This window comes from Allobosea sp. P4_C6 (assembly GCF_056402015.1).
The window spans coordinates 26,101-46,477 of the sequence record NZ_JBFUIF010000001.1 but is presented as its reverse complement, the minus strand read 5'-3'; the positions used below and the strand labels follow the sequence as shown (position 1 = coordinate 46,477).

Genomic DNA, 20,377 nt, shown 5'->3' with positions numbered 1-20,377 from the left:
TCACTGTCTCTTCCCGTTGCCAGCGTCGTTGGCGGGCGCATCCCCCGCCGGGGCAACCCGATTCGCGTTCAGCAGTTCCAGCATCGGCGTGCTGCCCTCGCGTTCGGGTCCGGCGATCGTACCTGCTGGCGCGTTCTTGATGAAGACCCGAACCCGCCCCTCGAAGGCGATCAACTCGCCATTGTTCTTCACGTCAAGCGTATCGGCGTCCACAGTGGTCTGATCCATGTGGACGCTGACGGGATCCCTCGACGTCACGGTGCCGGATTTGAAGTCGACATCGGCCGTCTTCATCTGCATGTCGTGGCCACTCTCGGTGCGGATCTTCACGTCGTCGACGAGCCTGAGCTTTTCCTTCTGAGTGTCGAACAGGCCGGTCTTCGAGTTGACCGTCACCCAGCCCTCGCGCTCCATCTGGATGCGGGCGGTCAGGGTCTCCAGCTCGACCTGGGTCGGGTTGCGAATCTCCTGGAAGGCGTTCTCGGCGGTGACCTGATAAGGCCGGTTGTCCTTGCGGTAGCCGGAGAGCTTCGGCGTCTCCATCCTGACCTTGCCGTTGGTGATGCCGACCGAGCTGACCGAGACATGGGCGAGCTTGCCGCTCAGCGGGCTCAGAAACGGGATCACGATCAGCACCACGACCAATCCTACGACCAGGAGCGGGATCGCGCGGCGCAGGACATGGACGAACCGGGTATGGCGGCGCGCAGCACTGAAGGCCTCGCGGCGACGCAAGGCTTGCCCTGAAACCCGACCCGCCGGGTCGTTGAAGGTCATTGCCACAGTCATGCCCCGCGCAATGGCAGCCGCTCACGGCTTTTTCGTGTCGCCGGGCGAACCGCAACGCGCCCACGCGCCGCTCGCTCCAGATCGGACGGGCTGCCCCCGCGCCGCGTCGTCAAGGCAGACTGACGCAAGAAGCCTTAGAAATTGTCAAGTGTGGGCGAAGATGTCGGTCTCGCCCCAGCCGGCGAGATCGAGCTCCGCGCGATAGGGCAGGAACTGGAAACAGGCCTGCGCGAGATGGCTGCGGCCCTCGCGCGCCAGCATCGCCTCGAGCTTCTCGTGCAGGGCGTGAAGATGCAGCACGTCTGACGCGGCATAGGCGAGCTGGGCCTCGCTCAGCGTATCGGCGCCCCAATCCGAGGATTGCTGCTGCTTCGAGAGGTCGACGCCGAGCAGCTCGCGCACCAGATCCTTGAGCCCGTGGCGATCCGTATAGGTGCGGGTCAGCTTCGAGGCGATCTTCGTGCAGTAGACCGGCGTCGTCACGATGCCGAAGGCCTGCCTGAGAACCGCGACGTCGAAGCGTGCGAAATGGAAGAGCTTCAGCACGGTCGGGTCTTCGAGCAGGCGGATCAGGTTCTTCGGCCGCTCGCCGCCCTTCGGGATCTGGACCACATCGGCGGTACCGTCGCCGCGCGAGAGCTGGACCACGCAGAGCCGGTCGCGATGCGGATTGAGGCCGAGCGTCTCGGTGTCGATCGCGACGCTCGATCCGGCCTCGTAGCCGTCCGGCAGATCGCCGCGATGAAAACGGATGGTCATGCTCGAAACCTCATTCGGGCCGCGCTGGGCGCCCTTCACCGATACTCACGGAAATCTGATGGCGGCAGGCCGCGCCGGAACGGCGCACCTTCCGCAGCTAGCGGCCCGGCAAGAGCCATTCAAGCCTTTTCTGAGTTGGCACAACCGGTTGGCCGCCGCGTTAACCGTTTATTCACCATAAGCTTCAACGTTGCGTTAAGACATGCGACAAGGATCCTATGGAGCCCGACGCATGTCCCTGATCCGTTTGTGCAGCGATCTCGATGGCCGTATCGGCCTGCGCGCCTTCTGGTTGGGCAGCGCGGCCGTCGCGCTCACGCTCTTTGCCCTGCAGAAGATCGTGCCGCAGTTCGCGGATCGTCAGGCCGCCCATACGATCCTTGTCTTCCTCAACGCCTTCGCGCTGTTCCCCTGGGCGGCGCTGGCGGCCAAGCGCGCCACCGATCGCGGCAGCACGCCGCTTTTCGGCATTCTGTTGATCTGCGCGATCGTGCTGCCGGAGCAGTTGCGCCTCTACTTGCCGTTCGGCTGGCGGCCGTCTCTGGAGGCGATCTCAACCATCGCCTGGATCGCCGCCTTCATCGACCTCGGCCTGATGCCCTCGGCGAAAGACGGGCCGGAGATCGCGACAGGCTCACCCGCAGCGGCACAGGCCGGTTCCAGCGGAGCCTGAAGCGCGCTAAAGCGGCGGCATGACGATCGCACCCGCCGCTTCGACCTCCGCCCTTTTCGACCCCGCCGATCCGGTCGCACTGACGCAGGCGCTGGTGCGCTGCCCGTCGGTGACGCCCGAGGAAGGCGGAGCGCTCGCCCTGCTCGCCACCGCGCTGGCGGCAGAGGGCTACGAGGTCCATCGCCCCGTCTTCAGCGAGCCCGGCACGCCCGACGTGGAGAATCTCTACGCCCGGATCGGCAGCGAGGGCCCCGTCCTGATCATCGCCGGCCATACCGATGTCGTGCCTGTCGGCGACGCAGCGGCATGGACGCGCGAGCCTTTCGCTGGAACGATCGAAAACGGCACCCTCTACGGCCGCGGCGCCTGCGACATGAAGGGCGGGCTCGCGGCCATGGCCGCGGCAGCGATCCGCTACCGCCGCGAGAACCCGGATGCGCCGGGCTCCATTGCCTTCCTCGTCACCGGGGACGAGGAGGGGCCGGCCGTCAATGGAACCGTGAAGCTGCTCGAATGGGCGCATCGGCGCGGCGAGCGCTTCGACCATTGCATTCTCGGCGAACCCACCAATCCGGCGACGATGAGCGACATGATCAAGATCGGCCGTCGCGGCTCGCTGACCGGCAGGCTCACCGTCCAGGGCACTCAGGGCCATGTCGGCTATCCGCATCTCGCCGACAATCCGATCCGCGGGATGGTGCGCCTGCTGGCGGCGCTCGATGCCACACCGCTCGATACCGGCACCGCGCATTTCGACCCGAGCAATCTCGAAGTGACGACGCTCGATGTCGGCAACCCCGCGACGAACGTCATTCCGGCGCAGGCCAAGGCCGTCTTCAACATCCGCTTCAACGATGTCTGGACGCCGGAGACGCTCGACGCCGAGATCGAGCGGCGGCTGCGCGAGGCCGCCGGCAACACGGTGCGCTACGAGATCGGCTTCCAGCCGACCAATGCCGTCGCCTTCCTGACTGAGCCCGGCCCGTTCGTCGCGATGGTCGCGGATGCGGTCGCGGCCGAGACCGGCAAGCGCCCGGCCCTGTCCACCACAGGCGGCACCTCGGATGCCCGCTTCATCAAGAGCTATTGCCCCGTCGTCGAATACGGTGTCGTCGGCAAGACGATGCACCAGATCGATGAATGCGTCGCCGTCGCGGACATCCTCGCGCTCGAGCGGATCACGCATCGTTTACTCGCCAGCTATTTTGCAGCGCAACATAACGCTTGACGCCTGGGAACCGAGGTCCATTATCCCCGTTAGACGAAAGTCTAAGAGAGATGATGGAGGCCGTGATGAGGCTGGCCGCCGACGACATCGCGCGTTCGCTGCGCGGTTCCTGGCATCTGATGACCCGGGGCGCCGAGGCACTCTCGGAGCTCGATCTCAGCCGGGATGGATTCTGGCGCTCCTTCCTCGCCTTCGCGCTGATGCTGCCCGCGACGATCGCGATCCTCGCCGCCGCGCGCCTGATGGCGGGACTGCCTAACAGCGCCGGGCTTTTCACCGCCCCCGTTCTCGCGCTGTCGGTGATCGCCGCGCTGTGCCTTGCCATCCTTGCCGTACCGGCACTCCTGATCGCGCTGCGCCCGGAACTCGCGCAGGCTCCGCGCTTCACCAGCTTCGTCATCGCCTGGAACTGGGCCGGCATCGTTTCGGCCAGCCTGATGGCGGTACCGGCCGCCGTGCTCGCGCTCGGTTGGTCGACGCCCCAGCTCGCATTGGTGCAATCCGGCTTCTTCGCCGCGATCGTGCTGAGGTTGCGCTACTGCGTGGCGCGGGCCGCCTTCGCGCCGGAAGGCCGCGCCATCGCGCTGCCGCTGGTCGCTGCCAGCGTCGTCCTGGATTACGGCGTGATCCGGCTTTTCGGCCTGTTCTGAGGCCGTCTCAGTAGTCGACACCCGCCAGATAAAGTCCGCAGGACGGCGCCAGGGCCGCGCATTGCGCACGCTCGCGCGCAGCGAGGATCTGACCCATCTTCGCCTCGGGCCAGCGGCCAGCTCCGACCATCTTCAGGCTGCCGACGATCGAGCGCACCTGATGATGCAGGTAAGAGCGGGCATCGGTGTAGACCACGATCTCGGAGCCCTCGCGCCGGACATCGAGCCGGTCGAGCGTGCGCATCGGGCTGTTGGCCTGGCATTCGGCGGCGCGAAATGTCGTGAAGTCGTGGTGGCCCAGCAGCGCCTTGGCGGCCCGGTCCATCGCCTCGTGATCCAGCCTGACCGGCACATGCCAGACGCGGTCGCGGTCGAGCGCCGGCGGCGCACGCCGATCGAGGATGCGGTAGATGTAATAGCGGCGCTTGGCCGATATCCGGGCGTTGAAATCGTCGGACACCGCCTCGGCGCTCAGCACGCCGACCGGGACGCGGGATTTCAGCCGGGCATTGGTAGCGTCGCGCACCACATCGGTGCGCCATTCCCTGTCGAGATCGACATGGGCAACCTGATGGGTGGCGTGAACGCCGGCATCGGTGCGGCCGGCGCAGTGCAGGCGCACGGGGTGGCCGCAGAAGGCCTCGATTGCCTCCTCGACGCTTTGCTGCACGGAGGGGCCGTTGACCTGACGCTGCCAGCCCGAGAACGGCGTGCCGTCATATTCGATGACGAGCTTGTAGCGCGGCATCAGAGCCGGCCACCGAACGATGCGAAGCAGTTTTCGGACAATGGCCTGCTCCGCTAAAGCTTGTCGCCGGCTCCGAGCCGGGCGCCGCGCAGGAACTCGGCCCCGCTCATCGGCGCCTTGCCCGCGCGCTGGACCTGCAGCAGCTTCACCGCGCCGACGGCGCAGGCGACCGTGCCCTCGTCGTCGAGCAGCGTGCCGGGCTCGGCCGCTCCGCCGGCGCGCGCCGTCCGCAGGATCCTCAGCCGCTCCGGCCCCTTGCCGAGATCGATCTCGGCGAAAGCGCCGGGGAATGGCGAGAGCCCGCGAACCCGGTCGTGCACCTGCTGCGCCGGCTGCGCCCAGCTCAGCTTGGCCTCGGCATTGGTGATCTTGGCGGCGTAGGTGACGCCCTCCTCCGGCTGCGGCGTGAACTGCAGGCCGCCGCGCCCAAGCGCGGCGAGCGCCCGCACCATCAGGTCGGCACCGAGGATGCTGAGCTGGTCGTGCAATTCACCAGCCGTGAGATCCGGCCCGATCGTCAGCGTTTCGACCATGCCGACCGGACCGGTATCGAGCCCCGCCTCCATCTTCATCACGCAGACGCCGGTCTCGGCATCGCCGGCCATGATCGCGCGCTGCAGCGGCGCCGCGCCGCGCCAGCGCGGCAGCAGCGATGCATGCAGGTTGAGGCAGCCGAGCTCGGGCAGGTCCAGGATCGCCTGGGGCAGGATCATGCCGTAGGCGACGACGACGGCGACATCGGCCTGATGCGAGGCGATGATCTCGGCCTGTTCCGGCGTCTTCAGCGTCGCAGGCGTGAAGACCGGGATGCCGAAGCGTTCGGCCGCCCTATGAACCGGGGAAGGCTTGAGTTCGAGGCCCCTGCCCGCTTGCGCGGGAGCGCGGGTGTAGCAGGAGACGACCTCGTGCCCCTGGCCGACGATCTCGGTCAGGACCGGCACGGCGAAATCCGGCGTGCCCATGAAAATGACGCGCAAACTCATACGCTCGATTTACCTCAGCCCCGGCGCAGCGCCGGAAAGAATAGAACAGCCCTCATCCTGAGGAGCGCCGCGAGGCGCGTCTCGAAGGATGATCCAGCCGCCTCCCGAAGCATCCTTTGAGACGCCGCGTGCCGCGGCTCCTTAGGATGAGGGCTCGGGTGACGACTGCTCGTTACGCCGCCCGCTCGCGCTTGGCGGCCTTGGCGAATTTCTTGGTCACGCGCTCGCGCTTCAGCCGCGAGAGATGGTCGATGAACAGCACGCCGTTGAGATGGTCGATCTCGTGCTGCAGGCAGGTGGCGAGCAGCCCGTCGGCCTTGATCTCCTGCACCTTGCCGTCGAGATCCATGAAGCGGACCTTCACCTGCGCCGGGCGCTCGACCTCCTCGTAATATTCGGGGATCGAGAGGCACCCTTCCTCATAGGCATTGAACTCGTCCGAGGACCAGGTGACCTCCGGATTGATGAAGACCTGCGGCTTCTTCGGCTCCGGCTCCTCGCCTTCCTTCGGCTCGCGCTTCGCCAGGTCGATCGTCACGATGCGCAGCGGCTCGCCGATCTGGATCGCCGCAAGCCCGATGCCAGGCGCGTCGTACATGGTCTCGAACATATCCTCGACCAGCGCCCGGATATCGGGCGTGACGGCTGCGACCGGCTTCGAGACGAGACGGAGCTGGGCGTCGGGCAGGATGACGAGCGGGCGAATGGCCATGGGATTCCGCAGGAAAAAGGCTGAACAAGGCGGGACATAAGCATTTGTGGGCAAGCGGTCAAACTGTTCCGCTTTCGTTCGCAATACCGCCTCGAATCGGCTAGGCTCGCGTCATGAATGAGATCGCCTTCACCCTGCTCGAACGCCCGGTGACCTGGGCCGAAGCGGCGCTCGGCTTCGCCGGCCTGAGCCTCATGCTTCTGCTGATGGTGGTGCTGTCCGCCTGGCGTGGCGGCCAAAGCCGCGCGATCGAAGCGGCCATGGCGGCGGAGCGCGCCCGAGAGATGGACGACAAGGTCGCCGAGATGAACCGGCAGCAGGCCGAGCTCGCCGGCCGCATGCAGTCCATGGCCGAGATCCTCTCGACCCGGCAGGGCGATCTCGCGCGGCTCGTCGCCGATCGTATGGACGGGCTGAGCCACAAGGTCGGCCAGGGCCTAGAGCAGAATGTCCGACAGACCACCGAGAGCCTCGGCAAGCTGCAGGAGCGGCTGGCGGTTATCGACAGCGCCCAGAAGAACCTGACCGACCTCACCTCCGAGGTCGTGACGCTGAAGGACGTACTCTCCAACAAGCAGGCGCGCGGCGCTTATGGCCAGGGGCGGATGGAGGCGATCATCCGCGACGGACTGCCCGCCGCCTTCTTCGCCTTCCAGCCGCAGCTCTCGAACGGCAAGCGGCCGGACTGCTTGGTGACGCTGCCCGGAGACGGGCGTGGGCTGGTCATTGACGCGAAATTCCCGCTGGAGAGCTTCACGCAATTGCGCGAGGCGCGCGGCGAGGATGCGAAGAAGGCCGCCGGCCAACGCGTGCGAAGCGATGTCGGCGTGCATGTGAAGGACATCGCCGAACGCTATTTCCTGCCCGGCGAGACGCAGGATGTCGCGCTGCTCTTCGTGCCGTCCGAGTCGATCTATGCCGATCTGCACGAGTATTTCGACGATGTCGTGCAGCGGGCGCACCGGGCGCGGATCATGATCGTCTCGCCCTCGCTGCTGGCGCTGGCGATCCAGCTCATGCAGTCGCTGGTGCGCGATGCGCGCATGCGCGAGGAGGCGCAGGTCATCCAGACCGAGGTCGGCAAGCTGCTCGACGATGTGCGACGGCTAGGCGAGCGCGTCGACAAGCTCGACACGCATTTCCGCCAGGCGCAGGAGGATGTCGGCCAGATCAAGACCTCGGCCGGCAAGGTCACGACCCGCGCCGAGAGGATCGGCGCGCTCGACTTCGACGACGAGAAGAGCGAACCGAAGCTGCCCTTCACCAAGGGGCTGGAGCTGAAGGCCGCGGCGGAGTGATCAGCCGCGGCTGAGCACTGCGGAAAGCTCCGGCTTCACGTTCAGGGTCTGGAAGACGACGCAGTAGCGCTCGGTGAGCTTCAGCAGCGTGTCGAGCTTCTCCTGTGGCGCATCGGTCTCGACATCGAAGGAGAGCCGGATCGCCTTGAAGCCGACGGCCGCATCCTTGGCGACGCCAAGCGTGCCGCGGAAGTCGAGATCGCCCTCGGCGCGCACGACGCCCTTCTTCAGCTCGATCTCCAGCGCGGTCGCGACCGCCTTCAGCGTCACGCCGGCGCAGGCGACCAGCGCCTCCAGCAGCATGTCGCCGGAGCAAAGCTCGGCGCCCGAGCCGCCCGTCGCAGGATGAAGGCCGGCGAGCGCGATGGCACGGCCGGTCTCGACCTTGCAGGCGATGTGCTGGTCGTCGAGCTCGCCATGCGCCTTCAGCGTGATGATGGCGGCCTCGGGATTGGTCCGGTACTCGTCCTTGAGCGGAGCCTGCAGGGCACGCAGTGCGGTGACGTCCATGGGGCTGAACCTCTTGTTCGAGCGGAAGATCGCGTTAAGGCGCTGATAGGCTCAAGACGACCTGGGTGCCAGTCCGGCTGATGCGATCCGGACCGGCTACCACCACATGCCGGCCGTCTCCGCCGTCCTTTCCTGATGCGGGACCTCGTTACGCAGCGAGCGGTCGAGCGTGCGCAGCGCCTCGCGCTTCGCCGCCTCGAACGCTGGCGAGAGCCGGTCGCGCGGGCGGACGAGCGGGTTGTCGAGCTCGTCGAAGATGCGGCCGGGCTTGGGCTGCATCACCACGATGCGGTCGGCGAGCGTCACGGCCTCCTCGACATCATGGGTGACCATGACGACGGTCGGCCGGCTTTCCTGCCAGAGCGCCAGCAGATGGCCGTGCAGGCTCGCCCGCGTCGTGGCGTCGAGCGCCGAGAAGGGCTCGTCCATCAGCAGGAGCTTCGGCCGGGTGACGAGGGCGCGCGCGATGGCGACGCGCTGCTGCTGGCCGCCGGAGAGTTCGCGCGGCCAGCGCTTCTCGTAGCCGGCGAGGCCGACGCGGACCAGCGCATTGGTCACCAGCCCCTCCCGCTCGAAGGCGGAGAGATGCGACAGGCCGAAGCCGACATTCTCGGAGACGCTGAGCCACGGGAAGAGCCGCGGCTCCTGGAAGATGACGCCGACGTCGGCGCGCGGCTCGGCGATGACCTCGCCGTCGAGCCGGATTTCGCCGGCGCTGGGGCGGTCGAGCCCGGCCACGAGCCGGAGCAGGGTCGTCTTGCCGCAGCCGGAGCCGCCGAGCAAAGCGAGAATCTCGCCGCGCCCGACATCGAGCGTGATCGCGGACAAGGCACGGGTGCCGTCGGCATAGGTTTTCGAAAGCTGGTCGAAGCTCAGCACGGGTGAAAGCCTTCAGAGCTTGTCGCGCGCCGTATCCTGCCAAACGAGGAAGGGCCGCGTGATGGCGACGAGCAGCCCGTCCGCCAGCTTGCCGAGCACGGCGAAACTGATGATGGCTGCGATGATGGTGTCGGGGCGGCCGAGCTGCTGGCCGTCCACGAGCAGGTAGCCCAGCCCCTCGCTCGCCCCCATGATCTCGGCCGCGACGACGAACATGAAGCCGAGGCCGAGGCCGGAGCGCAGCGCCGTGATCCAGCTCGGAATGATCGCTGGCAGCAGCACGCGCCTGACCATGGCGAGGCGCGAGAGCCGGAAGACCCGGCCGACCTCGACGATCTTGCGATCGATGCCCTGGATCGCGGCGGCGACGCCGAGATAGACCGGGAAGAAGACGCCGACCGCGATCAGCACGACCTTGGAGGCCTCGAAGATGCCGAGCCAGAGGATGAAGAGCGGCACCCAGGCGATCGAGGGGATCGCCCGCAGCGCCTGCAAGGTCGGATCGAGCAGGCTGCGGGCGACAGGCAAGGCGCCCGTGACCGCGCCGAGAACCGTCCCGGCGAGAGCCCCCAGGCCGAAGCCCGCCCCGACCCGCCAGAGCGTCGCGCCGGCATGGGTCAGGAGCTCGCCCGATGCAGCGAGGTTCCAGAGCGTGCGGCCGACGACGCTGGGAGGCGGCATCAGCCGGCCGTTCGCGATGCCCGCCGCAACCAGCCATTCCCACAGGATGGCGAGCACGACCGGCAGCCCGAAGCCTGCGATGGCGAGGCCGTAGGCGCGGCGGGGCGCGGCAGACCGCCGTTCCGCCTCATCCGTCGCGGCTTCGACCTCCAGAACGCTCATCGCCGCGCAACAACCCTCAGTTGGTCGCGACGAAGCTGCGGTCGATCATCGAATCCACGGCCGCCTTCACATCGGTCGAGGCCGGCAGCACGCCCGCCTCGGTGAGCGCGATGCCGGCAGCGGTGATGCTATCGATCTGCGCCTTGCCGATGGCGGAATGGGTGAGCTCGGTACGGGTCAGCTGGCGCTCGATCACCGGCTCGGAGAGCTTGGTGTACTCGACCAGGACCTTCTTCAGCTCGGCCGGGTTGGCGCGGGCATAGGCGCGCGCTTCCTCGTAGGCTGCGATCACCTTGCGCACCAGCGCCGGGTTCTCCTTGGCGAAGTCCTCGCGGACATTGAGGATGCCCCAGGTGTTGTCCTCCGCCTTGCGGTAGAACAGCTTCGCGCCGCTCTCGACCTCGGCGGCCGCCATCAGCGGGTCTAGCCCGGCCCAGGCGTCGACGTCGCCACGCTCCAGCGCAAGCCGGCCATCGGCATGCTGGAGCAGGACGAGCTTGACGTCCTTCTCGGTGAGCTTGGCGTCGGCCAGCGCGCGGACGAGGAAGATGTGTGGATCGGTGCCGCGCGTCACGGCGACGCGCTTGCCTTTGAGATCCGAGACCTTGGTGATCTCGCTCTTGGCGCCGGTGACGAGCGCCGTCCACTCCGGCCGCGAATAGACATAGATCGACTTGATCGGATTGCCGTTGATCTTGCCGATCAGCGCGGCGGCGCCGGCGGTCGAGCCGAAATCGATCGAGCCGGCGTTGAGGAATTCGAGCGCCTTGTTCGAGCCGGCGGAGAGAACCCAGCGGACCTTGATGCCTTCGGCCTCGAGCGCCTTCTCGAGGATGCCCCGCTCCTTCAGCACGAGGCTGACGGGATTGTAGGTGGCGTAGTCGATGCGGATTTCCTTCGGCGCCTGCGCGAAGGCCGGCGCGGCGAATGCTGCGGCGGCGGCGAAAGCGGCTATGGCGATACGGCGGGTGATATGGGTCATCGGGCGGTCCCTCTGGCGATGATGCGAGGGATCGGGGCGCTAAGCACCCTTCGCCCCACGCTTTAGCTGCACTTGTTTCGCGCCCGCAAGCTGGTGGCTCAAATCGGCGCGTATCCGCCTTTTAGGTCCGATCGTTCTGTTTGTCAAACAACACATTGTGCTCCGTTAATCCGTTAATTCCCATAATTTTTATGTGTAATTTCTCTCTCTGGCCTTCACCCGCAGCATGTTAAGAATGGCGGCAGCCGACGGAACAATGCCCAAGTGACAGCCTCCACCATCTCCCCTGCACTTCCCCTCGCCGACATGCTGCATAATCCGGAGGCGGGTGTCGCGGGACTGTTCGAGGCCGCACGACGACTGGACAAGGCGGAGAAGCGCCAGATGCTGGTCAGCGCTCTGCGACAGCTGCTCGACGAGGGCTCCGCTTCGGCGAAGGCGATCCTTGCTGGATCGCGCAGCGGGCTTGCCTGCGCGCACCGGCTGTCGGCGGTGATGGACGCCGTCGTCATCGGGCTGCACAAGGCCGCGACTTCCTATTTCTACCCTGCCGACAATCCCTCGCAATCGGAGCGGATCGCGGTCGTCGCGGTCGGTGGCTATGGCCGCGGCACGTTGGCGCCGGGCTCCGACGTCGACCTGCTCTTCCTGTTCCCGCACAAGCAGACGGCCTGGGGCGAGAGCGTGGTCGAGTCCATGCTCTACCCGCTCTGGGACCTGAAGCTGAAGACCGGCCATTCCGTGCGCTCGATCGACGATTGCGTGCGCGAGGCCCGCGCCGACATGACGATCCGCACCGCCCTGCTGGAAGCGCGCTTCCTCGTCGGCGACCGGGCGCTGTTCGACGAGATGACGCGCCGCTTCGATGCCGAGGTTGTGGAGGGCACCGCCGCCGCCTTCACCGAGGCGAAGCTGGCCGAGCGCGAGACGCGGGTGCAGCGGGCCGGCACCTCGCGCTATCTGGTCGAACCCAACGTCAAGGATGGCAAGGGCGGCCTGCGCGACCTCAACACGCTGTTCTGGATCGCAAAGTATGCCTATCGCGTCCATGACGTGCGCGAGCTGGTCGCCGCCGGGCTCTTCGACAAGGAAGAGCTGCAGATGTTCCAGCGCTCGGAGGAGTTCCTCTGGCGCGTGCGCTGCTGGATGCATTTCATCACCGGCCGGGCCGAGGAGCGGCTCTCCTTCGACCTGCAGAGGCAGGTCGCCGCCGCGATCGGCTATGCCGGCCGCAGCGGGCAAGCGCCGGTCGAGCGCTTCATGAAATCCTACTTCCTGATCGCCAAGGATGTCGGCGACCTCACCGCCATCGTCTGCGCCGCGCTGGAGGCCCGCCAGCAGAAGCCGCGCGCGACGCTTTCGCGCCTGCTCGGCAGCTTCACCAAGCGCAAGCGCGAGCGCTCGCTCGGCCATCGCGATTTCAAGCTGACGAGCCAGCGCCTCAACGTCGTGGACGACAGCGCCTTCGAGCGCGATCCGGTCAACCTGCTGCGCCTCTACGAGATCGCCAGCCGCGAGGATCTCGCCATTCATCCGGATGCGAGCCGCCTCGTGACACAGTCGCTCAGGCTGGTGACGCCGGGCCTGCGCAACGAGCCGGAGGCCAACCGGATCTTCATCGAGATCCTCACCGCCCGGCGCTCGCCGGAAGTCGTGCTCCGGCGCATGAACGAGTCGGGACTGCTCGGCCGCTTCATCCCGGATTTCGGCCGGGTCGTGGCGATGATGCAGTTCAACATGTACCACCACTATACGGTGGACGAGCATCTGATCCGGGCGATCGGCGTTCTGGCCGAGATCGATGCCGGCGTGCTCGAGGCGGAACATCCCCTCGCCAACGAGATCATGCCGAGCATCGCCAACCGGCGCGCGCTCTATGTCGCCCTGTTCCTGCACGACATCGCCAAGGGGCGGCCGGACGACCACTCGATGGCGGGCGCGCGCATCGCGCGCAAGCTCGGCCCGCGCTTCGGCTTGACCAGTGCACAGACCGAGACCGTGGCCTGGCTGGTCGAGCACCATCTCGACATGTCGACGGTGGCGCAGAGCCGGGACCTCGGCGACCCCAAGACGATCGAGAGCTTCGCCGCGACCGTGCAGACCCTGGAGCGGCTGAAGCTGCTGCTGATCCTGACCGTAGCCGACATCAAGGCGGTCGGGCCCGGCGTCTGGAACGGCTGGAAGGGCCAGCTGCTGCGCACGCTCTACTACGAGACCGAACTCGTGCTCGCCGGCGGCCACTCCGTCGTCGAGCGCAAGGCGCGCGTCAGCATGAAACAGGACGGGCTGCGCCAGCGCCTCGCCGACTGGAGCGCGGAGGAGCGCGAGGCCTATCTGGCACGCCACTACCCGGCCTACTGGATCAAGGTCGATCCCGAGCAGCAGGAGAAGCATGCCCGCTTCCTGCGCAAGGCGGAGCTCGCCGGGCGCACCACCGCGACCATCGTCGAGACCGACCAGTTCCGCGGCGTGACCGAACTCACCGTGCTGGCGCCCGACCATCCACGCCTGCTCGCCATCGTCACCGGCGCCTGCGCGGCGGCCGGCGGCAACATCGTCGATGCCCAGATATTCACGACGAGCGACGGGCTCGTGCTCGACACGATCTCGGTCTCGCGCGCCTTCGACCGCGACGACGACGAACTGCGCCGGGCCGAGCGGATCGCGGCTGCGATCGAGCGGGCGCTGAAGGGCGAGATCAAGATCGCCGACCTGGTGGCACAGCGGCGCGCCCCGCCGCCGCGCGGCCAGACCTTCCAGGTTGAGCCCGAGGTCATCATCGACAACGTGCTCTCGGCGCGCCACACGGTGCTGGAGGTTTCGGGCCTCGACCGGCCGGGCCTGCTCTACGACCTCACCACCGCGATCGGAAAGCTCAACCTCAACATCGCCTCGGCGCATATCGCGACCTTCGGCGAAAAGGCCGTCGACGTGTTCTATGTCACCGACCTGACCCATGCGAAGATCGTCTCGACCGGGCGGCAGCTCACGATCCGCAAGGCGCTGCTCGAAGTGTTCAAGCTGGAGGCCGAAAAGGCCGCCCCGGCAAAGCCCAAGGTGCCAGCCCGCGCTTGATTTAAGACGCCATAAGCCCGATATCCGGCACGAACGCGGCTGTGCCCCGACATGATCGGCCTTTAGGCCCGGCCAAAAGGGCGGCCCCAGCCAGCCAGATGATGAGGAACTGGAAGAGACGATGACGCAGAAACCTGCGACGGAAGACCCCAATCTCGATGCGGCGGCCGACGCGCCCGAGCAGGCAGCGGCCACCGAGGCAGGCCCCGAGGCCCTGATCGCCAAGCTCCAGGCCGAGCGCGACGAGTTCAAGGACAAGGTCCTGCGCACGCTCGCCGAGATGGAGAACCTGCGCCGGCGTACCGAGCGTGAGATCGCCGATGCCAAGGCCTATGCGGTGACGAGCTTCGCGCGCGATATGCTCGGCTCCTCCGACAATCTGCGCCGGGCGCTGGAAAGCCTGCCCGAAGCGGCCCGCAGCAGCGCCGAGGGCCCCGTGAAGACCCTCTACGAAGGCGTCGAGCTGACGGAGCGCGAGCTCCTGAAGACGCTGGAGCGCCACGGCGTGCGCCGGATCGACCCGCAGGGCGAGAAGTTCGACCCGAACCTGCATCAGGCGATGTTCGAGGCGCCCGACGCCGAGATCGCCAAGGGGCTGGTCTCCAAGGTCGTGCAGGTCGGCTACAAGATCGGCGAGCGCGTCCTGCGCCCGGCACTGGTCGGCGTCTCGGCCGGTGCGCCGAAGGCGGCGGAGCCGCCCGCCGACGACACCAAACACTAACGCCGTGTTCGAGGCCGCCGGCGTCGCAATCTTCGCCCTGACCGGTGCGATCGTCGCTGGCCGCAAAGGGATGGATCCGTTCGGCTTCATCCTGCTTGCGACGGTCACCGGTGTCGGCGGCGGCACGTTACGGGATGTTCTGCTCGGAAACAGCGCGTTCTGGGTGAGCGACCCCATCGATGTCGCGGTTTGCGTCGTGGTCGCGCTTTGCGCCTGGACCACGGCTTACTTCCGGCCCGGCCTGCTGGAAGGCTGGGGCGGCCGCAAGGTCTTGATCTGGGCGGACGCGGCCGGGCTCTCGCTCTTCGCCGTCATCGGCACGTTCAAGGGCCTTTCAGCCGGCGCACCCGTCCTTTCCGCCGTAGCGCTCGGAGCCATGACCGCAAGTTTCGGCGGCATCCTGCGCGATATCCTGGCCGGGGACCGGCCGATGGTGCTGTGGGGCGGCGACTTCTACGTCACCGCGGCGACGGCGGGGGCGGCAGTGACCGCCGTACTCGTCGGGCTTGGCCTTCCGACGGCCATCATCATGCTCGGCGGCGTGGCAACGACTTTCGGGCTACGAGCCGGCTCCCTGCTCTGGGGATGGTCGTTCCCGAGCCTGCCCGGAAAACTGTAGCCCTACGGCTTCGTCACGCGCCTGAGCGTCAGATTGATCCGACCGCCCTCAGGCAACAGCGTCGAGGAGCCGGCGAGGATGCGGTCGATGCCGTGATAGGCCAGGCGCGCCTCGCCTCCGAAGAGCAGTACATCGCCGGAAGCGAGCTTGAGCGATGCCGTCTTGCCGCCCCGCACGGTGCCGCCGATGCGGAAGATCGCGGCGTCGCCGAGCGAGACCGACAGCACGGGCGCATCGAACTCCTGCTCGTCACGGTCCTGATGCAGCCCCATCTTCGCGCCGCCCGCATAGAAATTGACGAGGCAGGCCTCGGGCGGATGCGGATAGCCGGAGAGCTCGTTCCAGAGATCGAGCAGCGGCGCGGGCATCAGCGGCCAGGGCTCGCCGGTTTCGGGATGCAGCGGCTGGTAGCGATAGCCTCGCTCGTCGGAGACCCAGCCGAGCGTGCCGCAATTGGTCATGCGGACGGAGAAGGGCTTGCCCGTCTTCGGCATGCGCGGCTGGAAGAATGGCGCCTTGCGCGCGACCGCACGCAGCTCCGCCAGCAACGCAGCCTGCTCCACCGGCGCGAGCCGGCCGGGCCAGTGAAACACGCCCGGAGCGACGGCGACGCGGGTCATCGTCAGAGCGTGTCGAGGCCGAGCACATCGGCCATGGAATAGAGGCCGGGCGCCCGCCCCCTGCCCCAGAGCGCGGCCTTGACCGCGCCCTGCGCGAAGAGGCTGCGATCTTCGGCGACATGGGCCAATTCCAGCCGCTCGCCGGCGCCGGCGAAGATCACCTTGTGGTCTCCCACCACGGTGCCGCCGCGCAGAGCGGCAAAACCGATCGTGCCGGATTCGCGCGCGCCGGTGATGCCGTCGCGGCCGGCGACGCGGTGCTGCGCCAGATCGACCGCGCGGCCCTCGGCCGCCGCCTCGCCGAGCAGGACCGCCGTGCCGGAGGGCGCATCGACCTTCATGCGGTGGTGCATCTCGACGATCTCGATGTCCCAATCGGTGCCCAGCGTCGCGGCGACCTTGCGCACCAGTGCCGCCAGCAGATTGACGCCGAGGCTCATATTGCCGGAACGGACGATCGGCGTGCGTTGAGCGGCCTCGGCCAGTCTCGCCAGATGGGACGGCTCCAGCCCGGTCGTGCCGACGACATGCAGAATGCCGGCTTCCGCCGCGAGATCGGCAAAGGCGACCGTCGCCGCCGGGGCGGTGAAGTCGAGAACGCCATCGGCCTTGGCGAAGGCGGCTGCAGCATCACCCGTCACCTTCAAGCCGCGCGACGGCAGGCCGGCGAGCACCCCGGCATCCTCGCCGATGACGGCCGAACCCGGCCGCTCGACGGCAGCCGCAAGCCGGCAGCCCTCGGCCTGGTCGATCGCACGGATCAGCATCCGGCCCATGCGCCCGGCGGCACCGACGACGACGAGACGCATGTCACTCATGGAAGGCGGGCTCCGAAACCGTTTTGCGACCACTGCAGCTGTTACTTGGCCAGTATCGCAATAGGCCGGCTTCCGCCAGCGCAACACCCGAAACCCGGACAAAGCAAAACGGCCGGGTCGCCCCGGCCGTTCTGGATCGTGTCATTCTGCCGCTCAGGCCGCCTGCTGGATGCCCGAGAGCTTCCAGGCGGCGCCACGCTCGCGCAGGAAGGTCCAGTATTCCGTGACCTCCTGGGTCTGCGTCGCATTGCCCTCGACGATCTTGCCGCTCTTGCGATCGTAGAGCGCGTTGATCAGGCTGAACCGCATCGCAACGGTCGCGTAGTCGCTGTCGCCCTCCCGCCAGGCCTGCGACAGGTCGCCCTGCAGCAGCTTGACGTCGGTGACCCGGTCGACGACGCCGCGGCGGACATTCTCCGTCAGGTCCTCGTCGAAATAGCCGAACATCTCGGTCGTCGTGCGCTGGCGCAGGCCGGCCTCGTCCTCGTTCGAGTAGGCGGTGTTGATCTCGCCGAGCAGGCGCTCGAAGCTGTTGAAGTCCTCGCCGGCGAGTTCGATCGGCTGGGGCTGCGTTGCAGCAGCGGCGGCACCGCCACCACCGAAGCCACCCATACGGGCTGCGGCCGGCTTGGGCTGCGGCGCGTCATAGCCCTGGCGGGCATAGGGCGCACCGGCGCCGGCGAGCTGCGGCTCGGAGCGGCGGCGGAAGAAGCGAATGGCGAGCATCACGATGCCTGCGATCAGCGCGAGCTGCAGCAGGAAGCCGAACATGCCGGCGAGCGAAGCCAGGCCACCGAAGAAGCCCGAGCCGGACAGCATGCCGAACAGGCCAGCGCCGAGCAGGCCGGCGCCGATGCCCATCATCATGTTGCGGGCGAAGGACGGGCGAGCCGCCTGCGCGGCAGCCGCGCCGGCAGCCGAGGGGCCAGCCATGGACGGCGAAGCCGGCGAGGACGGCGCGGAGCGCTGGAAAGTCTGGGCGCCACCCGGCGTCGTGCTGGTCGAGGGCGGCGCGCTATTGGTGAAACTGCCGCGGCTGCCCGAGCTGCGGCCGCCGCCCGGACGGGCCTCGGCAACGAGCGGCACGAGCAACAGGGCCCCGGTGACCAGGGCGACGGCACGTCCACGACGGGCAAGCGAAATCAGTGACATTGTTCCTCCCGGAGCCCCCCACGGGCTCTCTTCCCGCCAATATGGAGAGCGATCGCGGCGCACGCAAGCCTCTCCCCGGCTAACATTCTGAAATCTCTTACTATTTCAAATCAGTGCATAATTATTCGTCGTGATCGGGACCGCGTGGTAAACTCCCGAGGCCGTCTCGCCATGCGCAGGGGCAGGAGAGAGCCATGATCGGATCCGGACCGAGGCCTCACCGTCACAGGGTATTGAGCTGGCTGCTCGCCCTCGCCGTCCTGCTGCTCGTCACGGAAGCGGCCGCAGCCGGGGAGCCTGCCGTCGCGCTGGATCCGCCGCGCCTCGCCCAGGCACCGGAGCCGCTCTGCTTCTGCTGGAACGACGGGCGCAAGATCGCAGAGGGATCGAATTCCTGCATCCGGACGAACCAGGGCCGCCGGCTGGCGACCTGCGGACGGGTGGTGAACATGATGTCCTGGCAGATCACCGAAACTCCCTGCCCCGAAAGCTGAAACGCGGCGTGCGCCTAGCTGCATCAAACAAAAACGCCGCCGGGATTTCCCGGCGGCGTTGCTTCTCATGGCTCTTGTGGTCCTAGCGACTTCGAGACTGACCTCGTCAGAACGCTCCCAGAACGATCGCCATCATGAACACGAAGGCCGCACCCATGATCCATCGGTCGAGACGTAGCGTGACACTCATCACACCCTCCTCCTGTCATTGACCTGTCGCGGAAGCTACCAGAACTGACGGAGGCCGCAAGGGGGCGGCACCATGGCAGCGCCACGGCGAAGGCTACATCATCCTTAAAACTTACTTAAAGCATTGATTAGACTTGGGGATAATTCTGCAGCCGAATGGTCGCGGACGCCACTTCCACCTGCCTTCGCCATGGCAGCGCCATGTTTCCCGCAGGGCTTCGCCGCGTGATCTTCGCAGTGACTTCCAACCGCTTCACCGTCCCGGCTTCAGCAGCTGGTTAAGGCCGATCCGGGCGGGATTAAGACCCGGTTCACCACCTCGGCAAAGTTAATGCGGCTGTGGCGGCCGGGGCGCAGTCGGTTGAGAAACCATTCACCAAACGCTTCGCATTTGAATGGTCATGCGACGCGTGAAACTCGCCCTCATCGCACTTGGCCTCGCCGGCGCCGCCGGGCTGGCCGGCTGCGGCAAATTCCAGAAAGCCCAGCGCGCGCCGTGGCGCGACCAGGCGGAAGCGACGTGCCTTGCCTCCGGCCAGGTGCAGCTCTCAAGCTATGTCAGCCTACGCGGCAAGCCGATCGACGGCCCCGGAATCTGCGGCATGCAGCAGCCGCTGAAGGTCACGGCCCTGCAGAACGGCAGCGTCAGCCTGACGAGCCCGGCCCTGCTCGCCTGCCCAGTCGTCGCGACGACGGACCAGTGGTTCGCCGAGGTCGTACAGCCCGCAGCGATGAACATCCTCGGCGCACAGGTGATAGAGATCCGGTCCGGCTCCTATTCCTGCCGCGCCATGAACAACGGCACCTATACGACGCGCACCTCGGAGCACGCCTATGGCAACGCCGTAGACGTGTTCTCCTTCCGGCTGAACGACAACCGCGTCGTCACGGTCAAGGAGGGCTGGCGCGGCTCGCCCGAAGAGCAGAACTTCCTGCGCGAGATCTTCGTCGGCGCCTGCACCTATTTCGGCACGGTGCTCGGCCCCGGCGCCGATCCGATGCATTACGACCACCTCCATATCGACCTCGCCCGCCATTCGAAGGGGCGGCATATCTGCAAGCCGATCATCAAATACACGCCGAACTACAACCTGCCGCCGCCGGACCCGGCCCGGCCTTACTCCTCGGCGCAGAACGCGCCGGGGCCCATGTCTCCACGCCGCGGCGAGCCGGCCGCCAACGCCTATGCCGGCGGGCCGCTGCTGCGCCAGCCGAGCGACGGATTGCGTCCGCCAGGTGCCGTGCAGGGAGGCTATCCGGTCGCAAGCAACGGGCGGGGCCAGGACAACAGCCTCGATGCGCAACAGCGCTTCCTGGAGCAATATGACGCGCGCCAGCGGCAAGGGCGCCCCGGATTCCAGCCGCAGCCTCTGCCGAGCGACACGCGCGGGCCTCTCGCCCTGCCCGGCGCGGTCGAGCCCTCGGAGGAGGAGACCGTGTTCGGGGATGGCGGCGGATCAGGCGTCGTCGATCAGCAGGGCTCCGAGGAGGCGCTGCCGATCAGCCCGCAGCGCGACCCCTTCGCCTACAGCTCGGCGCGCGTCCCCCCGCGGCGGTAAAGAGCGTCATTCTCGGGCTTGACCCGGGAATCTCCGCCCGAAGAGCTTCAGAGCCTTCTTCCTCAGGAGATGCTCG

Annotated in this window: 21 protein-coding genes; 9 read left to right on the top strand and 12 right to left on the bottom strand. The window is 67.3% G+C overall.

Annotated elements, in window-relative coordinates; translation table 11 throughout:
* Entirely contained in the window at positions 1 to 777 is a 777-nt protein-coding gene (lptC, locus tag AC1DVA_RS00255) for an LPS export ABC transporter periplasmic protein LptC (RefSeq protein WP_476804585.1), read from the bottom strand.
* Positions 778 to 933: 156 nt separating this feature from the next.
* Positions 934 to 1,548 (bottom strand): ribonuclease D, encoded by a 615-nt coding sequence (locus AC1DVA_RS00250; RefSeq protein ID WP_476804584.1) that lies wholly within the window; start codon positions 1,546 to 1,548, stop codon positions 934 to 936.
* A 232-nt stretch (positions 1,549 to 1,780) separates the two neighbouring features.
* Here AC1DVA_RS00250 and AC1DVA_RS00245 point away from each other — a divergent pair, with 232 nt between their 5' ends.
* The 3 genes from AC1DVA_RS00245 to AC1DVA_RS00235 all read left to right on the top strand — a co-directional run bounded on the left by AC1DVA_RS00245 (position 1,781) and on the right by AC1DVA_RS00235 (position 4,099).
* Positions 1,781 to 2,221, top strand: coding sequence for a DUF805 domain-containing protein (locus AC1DVA_RS00245; protein WP_476804583.1), 441 nt, complete (start codon positions 1,781 to 1,783; stop codon positions 2,219 to 2,221).
* A 19-nt stretch (positions 2,222 to 2,240) separates the two neighbouring features.
* Entirely contained in the window at positions 2,241 to 3,449 is a 1,209-nt protein-coding gene (gene dapE / locus AC1DVA_RS00240) for a succinyl-diaminopimelate desuccinylase (protein ID WP_476804582.1), read from the top strand.
* 65 nt (positions 3,450 to 3,514) lie between these two features.
* Positions 3,515 to 4,099: a hypothetical protein gene (locus AC1DVA_RS00235; protein WP_476804581.1), complete on the top strand. Its 585-nt coding sequence runs from the start codon at positions 3,515 to 3,517 to the stop codon at positions 4,097 to 4,099.
* 7 nt (positions 4,100 to 4,106) lie between these two features.
* Here AC1DVA_RS00235 and truA read toward each other — a convergent pair whose 3' ends face one another.
* The 3 genes from truA to def all read right to left on the bottom strand — a co-directional run bounded on the left by truA (position 4,107) and on the right by def (position 6,542).
* Positions 4,107 to 4,847, bottom strand: coding sequence for a tRNA pseudouridine(38-40) synthase TruA (gene truA / locus AC1DVA_RS00230; protein WP_476804580.1), 741 nt, complete (start codon positions 4,845 to 4,847; stop codon positions 4,107 to 4,109).
* A gap of 53 nt (positions 4,848 to 4,900) precedes the next feature.
* Positions 4,901 to 5,830 carry a methionyl-tRNA formyltransferase gene (gene fmt / locus AC1DVA_RS00225; RefSeq protein WP_476804579.1) on the bottom strand — a complete coding sequence of 310 codons (930 nt, stop codon included), beginning with the start codon at positions 5,828 to 5,830 and terminating at the stop codon, positions 4,901 to 4,903.
* A 172-nt stretch (positions 5,831 to 6,002) separates the two neighbouring features.
* Positions 6,003 to 6,542 carry a peptide deformylase gene (gene def, locus AC1DVA_RS00220; RefSeq protein WP_265051943.1) on the bottom strand — a complete coding sequence of 180 codons (540 nt, stop codon included), beginning with the start codon at positions 6,540 to 6,542 and terminating at the stop codon, positions 6,003 to 6,005.
* A 113-nt stretch (positions 6,543 to 6,655) separates the two neighbouring features.
* Here def and AC1DVA_RS00215 point away from each other — a divergent pair, with 113 nt between their 5' ends.
* Positions 6,656 to 7,840: a DNA recombination protein RmuC gene (locus AC1DVA_RS00215; RefSeq protein ID WP_476804578.1), complete on the top strand. Its 1,185-nt coding sequence runs from the start codon at positions 6,656 to 6,658 to the stop codon at positions 7,838 to 7,840.
* On the opposite strand, the gene AC1DVA_RS00210 is transcribed toward AC1DVA_RS00215, so the two are convergent.
* From AC1DVA_RS00210 to AC1DVA_RS00195, 4 genes are all read right to left on the bottom strand, one after another.
* Positions 7,841 to 8,350 carry an OsmC family protein gene (locus AC1DVA_RS00210; RefSeq protein ID WP_476804577.1) on the bottom strand — a complete coding sequence of 170 codons (510 nt, stop codon included), beginning with the start codon at positions 8,348 to 8,350 and terminating at the stop codon, positions 7,841 to 7,843.
* A gap of 96 nt (positions 8,351 to 8,446) precedes the next feature.
* Entirely contained in the window at positions 8,447 to 9,229 is a 783-nt protein-coding gene (locus AC1DVA_RS00205; RefSeq protein ID WP_476804576.1) for an ABC transporter ATP-binding protein, read from the bottom strand.
* Positions 9,230 to 9,241: 12 nt separating this feature from the next.
* On the bottom strand, positions 9,242 to 10,072 hold the full coding sequence (locus AC1DVA_RS00200; RefSeq protein WP_476804575.1) for an ABC transporter permease: 831 nt from the start codon (positions 10,070 to 10,072) through the stop codon (positions 9,242 to 9,244).
* 16 nt (positions 10,073 to 10,088) lie between these two features.
* Complete coding sequence (locus AC1DVA_RS00195; RefSeq protein WP_476804574.1) at positions 10,089 to 11,054, bottom strand: aliphatic sulfonate ABC transporter substrate-binding protein; 966 nt, start codon at positions 11,052 to 11,054, stop codon at positions 10,089 to 10,091.
* Between the two features lie 306 nt (positions 11,055 to 11,360).
* Here AC1DVA_RS00195 and AC1DVA_RS00190 point away from each other — a divergent pair, with 306 nt between their 5' ends.
* The 3 genes from AC1DVA_RS00190 (at position 11,361) to AC1DVA_RS00180 (ending at position 15,469) form a co-directional block, all read left to right on the top strand.
* Positions 11,361 to 14,129 (top strand): [protein-PII] uridylyltransferase, encoded by a 2,769-nt coding sequence (locus AC1DVA_RS00190; protein WP_476804767.1) that lies wholly within the window; start codon positions 11,361 to 11,363, stop codon positions 14,127 to 14,129.
* 109 nt (positions 14,130 to 14,238) lie between these two features.
* The gene (gene grpE / locus AC1DVA_RS00185) at positions 14,239 to 14,850 is read left to right on the top strand and encodes a nucleotide exchange factor GrpE (RefSeq protein ID WP_476804766.1); all 612 of its coding nucleotides are present in this window, start codon (positions 14,239 to 14,241) and stop codon (positions 14,848 to 14,850) included.
* 4 nt (positions 14,851 to 14,854) lie between these two features.
* Positions 14,855 to 15,469, top strand: a complete 615-nt coding sequence (locus tag AC1DVA_RS00180; protein WP_265051937.1) for a trimeric intracellular cation channel family protein — start codon at positions 14,855 to 14,857, stop codon at positions 15,467 to 15,469.
* A 2-nt stretch (positions 15,470 to 15,471) separates the two neighbouring features.
* Here AC1DVA_RS00180 and AC1DVA_RS00175 read toward each other — a convergent pair whose 3' ends face one another.
* From AC1DVA_RS00175 to AC1DVA_RS00165, 3 genes are all read right to left on the bottom strand, one after another.
* A complete protein-coding gene (locus tag AC1DVA_RS00175; RefSeq protein ID WP_476804573.1) occupies positions 15,472 to 16,089 on the bottom strand; it encodes an alpha-ketoglutarate-dependent dioxygenase AlkB family protein in 618 nt (205 codons plus the stop codon).
* A 2-nt stretch (positions 16,090 to 16,091) separates the two neighbouring features.
* Positions 16,092 to 16,898: a 4-hydroxy-tetrahydrodipicolinate reductase gene (gene dapB, locus AC1DVA_RS00170; protein ID WP_476804765.1), complete on the bottom strand. Its 807-nt coding sequence runs from the start codon at positions 16,896 to 16,898 to the stop codon at positions 16,092 to 16,094.
* Between the two features lie 162 nt (positions 16,899 to 17,060).
* Complete coding sequence (locus AC1DVA_RS00165) at positions 17,061 to 18,059, bottom strand: Tim44 domain-containing protein (protein WP_476804572.1); 999 nt, start codon at positions 18,057 to 18,059, stop codon at positions 17,061 to 17,063.
* A 194-nt stretch (positions 18,060 to 18,253) separates the two neighbouring features.
* Here AC1DVA_RS00165 and AC1DVA_RS00160 point away from each other — a divergent pair, with 194 nt between their 5' ends.
* Together AC1DVA_RS00160 and AC1DVA_RS00155 are read left to right on the top strand one after the other, a co-directional pair.
* Positions 18,254 to 18,553: a hypothetical protein gene (locus tag AC1DVA_RS00160; protein ID WP_476804571.1), complete on the top strand. Its 300-nt coding sequence runs from the start codon at positions 18,254 to 18,256 to the stop codon at positions 18,551 to 18,553.
* Positions 18,554 to 19,152: 599 nt separating this feature from the next.
* Positions 19,153 to 20,301 carry an extensin-like domain-containing protein gene (locus AC1DVA_RS00155; protein ID WP_476804570.1) on the top strand — a complete coding sequence of 383 codons (1,149 nt, stop codon included), beginning with the start codon at positions 19,153 to 19,155 and terminating at the stop codon, positions 20,299 to 20,301.
* Positions 20,302 to 20,377: the final 76 nt, after the last annotated feature.

Coding starts and splice junctions, on each gene's coding strand:
- lptC (WP_476804585.1), bottom strand. CDS start 777: ATGACCTTCAACGACCCGGCGGGTCGGGTTTCAGGGCAAGCCTTGCGT.
- AC1DVA_RS00250 (WP_476804584.1), bottom strand. CDS start 1,548: ATGACCATCCGTTTTCATCGCGGCGATCTGCCGGACGGCTACGAGGCC.
- AC1DVA_RS00245 (WP_476804583.1), top strand. CDS start 1,781: ATGTCCCTGATCCGTTTGTGCAGCGATCTCGATGGCCGTATCGGCCTG.
- dapE (WP_476804582.1), top strand. CDS start 2,241: ATGACGATCGCACCCGCCGCTTCGACCTCCGCCCTTTTCGACCCCGCC.
- AC1DVA_RS00235 (WP_476804581.1), top strand. CDS start 3,515: ATGAGGCTGGCCGCCGACGACATCGCGCGTTCGCTGCGCGGTTCCTGG.
- truA (WP_476804580.1), bottom strand. CDS start 4,847: ATGCCGCGCTACAAGCTCGTCATCGAATATGACGGCACGCCGTTCTCG.
- fmt (WP_476804579.1), bottom strand. CDS start 5,830: ATGAGTTTGCGCGTCATTTTCATGGGCACGCCGGATTTCGCCGTGCCG.
- def (WP_265051943.1), bottom strand. CDS start 6,542: ATGGCCATTCGCCCGCTCGTCATCCTGCCCGACGCCCAGCTCCGTCTC.
- AC1DVA_RS00215 (WP_476804578.1), top strand. CDS start 6,656: ATGAATGAGATCGCCTTCACCCTGCTCGAACGCCCGGTGACCTGGGCC.
- AC1DVA_RS00210 (WP_476804577.1), bottom strand. CDS start 8,350: ATGGACGTCACCGCACTGCGTGCCCTGCAGGCTCCGCTCAAGGACGAG.
- AC1DVA_RS00200 (WP_476804575.1), bottom strand. CDS start 10,072: ATGAGCGTTCTGGAGGTCGAAGCCGCGACGGATGAGGCGGAACGGCGG.
- AC1DVA_RS00195 (WP_476804574.1), bottom strand. CDS start 11,054: ATGACCCATATCACCCGCCGTATCGCCATAGCCGCTTTCGCCGCCGCC.
- AC1DVA_RS00190 (WP_476804767.1), top strand. CDS start 11,361: ATGCTGCATAATCCGGAGGCGGGTGTCGCGGGACTGTTCGAGGCCGCA.
- AC1DVA_RS00175 (WP_476804573.1), bottom strand. CDS start 16,089: ATGACCCGCGTCGCCGTCGCTCCGGGCGTGTTTCACTGGCCCGGCCGG.
- dapB (WP_476804765.1), bottom strand. CDS start 16,898: ATGCGTCTCGTCGTCGTCGGTGCCGCCGGGCGCATGGGCCGGATGCTG.
- AC1DVA_RS00165 (WP_476804572.1), bottom strand. CDS start 18,059: ATGTCACTGATTTCGCTTGCCCGTCGTGGACGTGCCGTCGCCCTGGTC.
- AC1DVA_RS00160 (WP_476804571.1), top strand. CDS start 18,254: ATGATCGGATCCGGACCGAGGCCTCACCGTCACAGGGTATTGAGCTGG.